The sequence below is a fragment of the Komagataeibacter kakiaceti JCM 25156 genome (assembly GCF_000613305.1).
Genome location: NZ_BAIO01000141.1, coordinates 1 through 5,327 on the forward strand (window position 1 = coordinate 1; position 5,327 = coordinate 5,327).

Sequence of the window (5,327 nt, forward strand, 5' to 3'; positions counted from 1 at the left end):
GCCGGGGGCCACCACGGCAAGGCTGGTCGCCTTGCTGGCCGCGATACCGGTGAACGAGGTCATGATGCCCCAGACCGTGCCGAACAGGCCGATGAAGGGCGACGTCGCCCCGATGGTGGCCAGAACGCCGGTGCCGCGCAGCAGCCTGCGCCCCTCGGCCGCTTCCAGCCGTTCAAGATGCAGGACGATGCGTTCCTTCAGCCCTCGCTGTCATCGGGGATGTCGGCAGAGCGTTTGCGCTCGGTCTCGGCGGCCATGACCAGCGTGTGGGCAATGGACGAATTCCCCCGTGTCCATTCCTTGCCGAGGTCCAGCGTATTGGCCTCTTCCAGCGCTTTCTCGGCCTTCTGGAGCGTAAGGCGCACACGCAGCAGTTCGACCGACTTGGCGATGAAGATGGTCCAGGTCAGCAGCGAGGCTGCGGCCAGCAGGATCATGACGCAGCGGACAACGGGACCGGCGTTGAGGAACATGTCCCATGGGGAGAACGAGATCGGGGTCATGACTGACCTCCTTTGACAGACGGTGTGCGGCACCATGCCCGGCGGACGCAGGCGACCGTCACGATGAGGGGAATGGAGAGGGCGGCCCAGGACAGGGCCAGCCAGACGCCGTGCTGGCCCAGCAGGGCAGACAGCAGGCCGAAGGTCGTGAGTAGCCCCAGCGCGATCGGCCATGGCCAGATGGCAACGGACGGACGTGATGCCGAAACAGGCGGAGGTGGCATGGGAATTTCGGGAGCGACGGCGTTCATCGGGCCGTCTCCGCCGTCAGGGCAGGAACAGCCGCATCGTCCGCGTCATCCAGTTCGTACCCCAGCGCCCGCAGACGGGCGTCGGTGGCAACTTTCCGCTTGCCCGCCCACAGTACCAGACCGCTGACCAGCACGCCGATCACCACCACATCGAGCAGTGCCCACAGGATACGCAGCGGCATGCCGCCATAATCGCCGAAATGCAGGGGACGGGAGATTTCGAGGAAGCGCAGATACCACGGCATGGGATAGGCCCCGGTCAGTTCACCCGTGCGGGCATCGATCAGCACCGGGGTAAACAGTCGGGCGCGTAAAGGTGTCGCACCACGCGTCCAGAGCACGTAATGCACCGGACTGCCGAAGGAGGCACCGGGGAAGGATAGGCCGGTCACCTCATTGCCGGGGGCCGCCTTTGCCGCCGTGTCGAACGCGGCCTGCACCGAGGATAGATGATCCTGCGATAGCACCGGCAGATTGGCGTAGGGCTTGAGGATCTGGCGCACATCGGTGACGCGCCACAGGCCGAAGAGTGGGGTCTGGAGTTCGTTGACCAGCCCGGTAAAGCCCGCCACCGTCGCCCAAGTCAGCGTGGTAGCCCCCAGCAGGTTGTGCAAATCGAGCCAGGTCAGGCGCGAGGCCCGATCCGTTCGGACCGAGCCGAATGGCAGCCGCTTCATGAAGCGGCCATACAGCACGGTGCCGGACACCAGCGATGCCAAGAACACCACCCCCATCGCGCCCATGAACAGCGCACCGGGAAGGCCCGCGAACAGGTTCATGTGCAGGCGCGTGCATATGCCAAGGATGACGCCGGTCCAGGTGCGCGGCTCTTTCGGGGCATCGGCGGGGCGCGACTGTTTCAGCACCTTTGCCGAATGAGCATCGAACTTGATCCAGTGGCCGGAATGGCGGTCGGGATGGTTCTCGTCGTCCTTCAGCGCCTGCCAGCTCGGCGCCATGGAGACCAGCATGGCAGGTTCGTCATCGTCGGGAGAGACGTTGGTGATGATCTGCCCCGGATAGAGCGCCCTCGCCTTTTGCACGATTACGTCGAGATTGGCATTCGGTATATCCGCAGGCAAACTTTCGTAAGGTGGGTCGTCATCACCCACGAAAATGTCCCATATCTGCTCGGAAAACAGCATCGGCAATCCGGTTACGCATACGCTCAGAAGGAAGACGGTGCAGACAAGGCTGGTCCACTTATGAACGCTGAACCATCGGCGAAGGGCGCGGCGTGTCATGGGAACCATCATTTTAATAATGATTGTGAGAATGAGTTGCAAATAAAATCTGCACCGGTTCCAGCCTGTTCCATTGCGTCGTGCCTCTGACTATCCCGAAAAAAATCAGCAGGCGTCCGGCCCTGTCGTCCTGTCAGCAAACCGGCCGGAATGCCGCCTCTGTTATAAAGACGAGCCAGTGGCGGATTTTTTCATAAGAAACCCGGTTTTTATATTACCGGCGGGACCATGGTGCCTTTTTCCGATGGATGGTGTCCCTGTGCCCGCGTGGCATGCCTCTCCTGCCCCGTTCCGGTCGGGTGGCTGTCGTTTATGATGCGCCCTTCATCCAGATGGATGATATGGTCATCATGCGAGATGACGATCAGCGTTCGCCCTGCCGCTTTCAGTTCAGGCAGGATTTCAGTGTAAAAAACACGGCGGAAAACCGGGTCCTGATCGGCTGCCCACTCGTCCAGCATCAGGACTGGCCGGTGTTCAGCAAGCGCCTGCACCAGCGCCAGAGGCCCGCGCTGGCCAGTGGAAAGGTCGGTGGTGCTGAAACGGCTCTGCTCCAGCCTGACCTTGTGGGTAAGGCCCAACCGTTCCCCCCAGTATGCCGCAAGGGCCAAGGTCCGTTCATCGGGGTGCGGCAGGTTCTCAAACAGGAAATAATCCGTAAAAACCGTTGCAAAAAGCTGGCGGTAGGACACGGGCACCGCTTTCCAAGAAGATCGACGTACGGGGCTTTGCCTTATCGCGCGTCGTATCTCCTGCTGTTTTTATGTCCTGTAATAACAATCATTCGCATATTCAAGTTGCGTATGATGTAGTCGATGTTTCGTATGTCACCGTCGGGACACATGCGACATGTTTTTTTGGTTCTTATAAAAGTGTATTAAAATCAGTATGTTGCATGAATCTGTCCCAAAATATCGGACTGCTGTCGCCGCGCGCTGTTATTTCCTGTCGGGATGGATCGTCTGTATGGGATGCCTTCGCTGTGTCATGCGATAATCGCATAACTGATAGTTAATATTTGCAGTCATCACCAGCTATACGTCACCTTGCCGATCACATTGCGGTTTGCGCCGATATAACAGCCGGTGTCAGCACCTGCGCAACTGGGGTAGTAACGTTGGTTGAGCAGGTTCTGCGCGGTGACCTGAAACAGCATGCCCTTCAGCCGGGGGGCCACGGTGTCCAGCGCGTACTGTGCCTGCGCATCCACCAGCACATAGCTGGGTGTGACATATTCCAGCGTGTTGTCCACCAGCGTATTACCGTTGTAGCGCACGCCCGCGCCAAACCCTAAGCCCCGCAGCGGGCCGTTGCGCAGGTCGTAATGCCCCCAGACCGAGAATGTCTGTTTGGGCACCGCAATCGGGCGCTCGCCGGTCAGGTTGCCACTGCCGCGCGTATAGGCAACATCCTGATAGGTATAGGCCGCGATGATGTTCAGGTTGCGGGTCAGGTCCACATGGGCTTCGAGTTCGATCCCGCGCGAGCGGATGCCGCCGGTCTGGGTATAGAAATCGATATGGACCGGATCGGTGACCAGCACGTTGCTCTGCTTCAGGTCATATAGTGCGGCCGTAAAAAAGCCGTTGAAGCCATGCGGCTGGTATTTCAGCCCCACTTCAAACTGCCGCCCCCGCGTGGGTTTGAACGGCGTGCCGTTGAAGGACAGGTTGTTGGCAGGCTGAAAGGATTCCGCGTAATGGAAATAGGGTGAAAGCCCGATGGGGAAGGCATACAGGATGCCGCCACGCCACGTCGTGGCCTGGTCCGCCTGGTTGAAGCTGCCGCCGCTATCGGTCTGGTCGCGGGTGTCGATGGTGGACCAGTCATGGCGTACGCCGCCCTGCACGTGCAGCCTGCCCCATGTCATCTGGTCCTCGCCATATATGCCTTCCTGATTGGTGGTGATGCTCTGATCTTCATACAGGTCCAGCTTGCCAATAGTCTGGCCATAGGTTGGTGAAAAGACATCCAGCGAGGGGGCGTCGCCGTAATACAGGTTCGCTGAATCACGGATATTCTGCCAGTTGCCGCCAATGATCACGTTGTGTTTGACCGGTCCGGTGCGGAAATGGCCAACGATCTGTTCTTCCACCGTGACCGTGTCGAAATGCTCCTCCGACCCGTAGGCCGCGCGCTCCAGCGTGCGGTTGTCATCATCGAGCATCCCGCCCGAGGACACCTGCTGGAAAAACGCCCCCACATTCGCGTAACGGGCAAATGACTTGAAGGTCCAGTTGGGCGCAATCTGGTAGCTCAGGCGGTAGTTCACCGCCGTCTGGGTGCGCTTGTAGGTCTCGAAATTCGGGTCACCGGGGTAGAAATGGTCCGAAATCTTGCCATTCGGGTTGGGCAGGATGGTGCCTTCCAGCGGCGCGGTATCAAAATTGCCGCCACGCGGGTCACGCTGCCAGAAGGCGGAGAGCGTCATGGTCAGGCGGTCATTGGGGGTCCATGTCAGCGATGGCAGGACGCCGAAGCGTTCGTTGCGGGTGTGTTCGTCCTGCGTGCCCGAGGTGGTGGCAGTCGCGGCGATCCGGTACAGCCACTTGCCATCACGGTCGATCCGCCCGCCAAAATCGGCGGTGCCGCGCACGTAGCCGTATGTTCCGCCCTCGACCGAGATGGAGTGGACGGGCGTGGCCGTTGGCTGTTTCGTGGTCAGCACGATGGCGCCGCCGGGATTGGACTGCCCGTAAAGGACCGAAGGCGGCCCCTTGAGGATGTCGATCCGGTCCAGCAGATACGGGTCAATCTGCTGGGTGGCGTAGTAGGCACCGTTGAACAGGCGCAGGTTGTCAACAAACTCATCCGCGCCTGCGGCCCCCTGGAAGCCGCGGATTTCCACCATGTCGAACCGTGTGGTGTAACCCGATGCCACATCCCCCGACACACCGGCATTATACCGCAGGGCCTCGGCTATGGTGCGGGCGTTCTGCTGGTCCAGTTGCGCGCGGGTTACGACGGATACGGATTCCGGGGTTTCGATCAATGGCGTGTCGGTCTTGGTGGCCGCACTCGAATTTTTGGGCACAAGCCCTGCCCGCCCCGATGTGGCGTAAACGGCGATCTGCTCTTCTTTCCACCCTTGTCTGCCGCCCCCGTTCCCCTGCCCTTCCACCCGCACCGGATCAAGGGGGATGGCGGCAGGCGCGCGGACGAGCGAGACGGAATGCGCCCCGGTTCTGTGGTAACTGATGCCCGTGCCCGCCAGAAGGCTGGCAAGCGCCTGTTCCGCAGTCATCTGCCCGCTCACCGCCCCTGAGCGTGCGCCCGCTATCGTGGCGCTGTCGAACGCAATCTGCAGACCGGTCTGCGCGCCAAAGGCG

4 protein-coding genes and 1 pseudogene are annotated in these 5,327 nt (G+C 60.7%); all 5 read right to left on the reverse strand.

Annotated elements, in window-relative coordinates:
* A pseudogene (gene exbB, locus JCM25156_RS22965) lies at positions 1-503 on the reverse strand (tonB-system energizer ExbB); the annotation flags it as partial.
* A complete protein-coding gene (locus JCM25156_RS09035; RefSeq protein WP_025812828.1) occupies positions 500-754 on the reverse strand; it encodes a hypothetical protein in 255 nt (84 codons plus the stop codon). The pseudogene exbB and the gene JCM25156_RS09035, both read right to left, overlap by 4 nt.
* On the reverse strand, positions 751-2,010 hold the full coding sequence (locus tag JCM25156_RS09040) for a PepSY-associated TM helix domain-containing protein (protein WP_242402570.1): 1,260 nt from the start codon (positions 2,008-2,010) through the stop codon (positions 751-753). The genes JCM25156_RS09035 and JCM25156_RS09040 overlap by 4 nt, the downstream gene beginning before the upstream one ends.
* A 197-nt stretch (positions 2,011-2,207) precedes the next feature.
* Positions 2,208-2,696, reverse strand: coding sequence for an ATP-binding cassette domain-containing protein (locus tag JCM25156_RS09045; RefSeq protein WP_025812830.1), 489 nt, complete (start codon positions 2,694-2,696; stop codon positions 2,208-2,210).
* A gap of 329 nt (positions 2,697-3,025) precedes the next feature.
* Positions 3,026-5,327: TonB-dependent siderophore receptor (locus tag JCM25156_RS09050; protein WP_025812831.1), on the reverse strand; the 2,302-nt coding region annotated here is incomplete at its 5' end.

What these genes read in the sequence shown, in the direction of transcription:
- JCM25156_RS09035 (WP_025812828.1), bottom strand. Translation starts at nt 754, where the DNA reads ATGAACGCCGTCGCTCCCGAAATTCCCATGCCACCTCCGCCTGTTTCG.
- JCM25156_RS09040 (WP_242402570.1), bottom strand. Translation starts at nt 2,010, where the DNA reads ATGATGGTTCCCATGACACGCCGCGCCCTTCGCCGATGGTTCAGCGTT.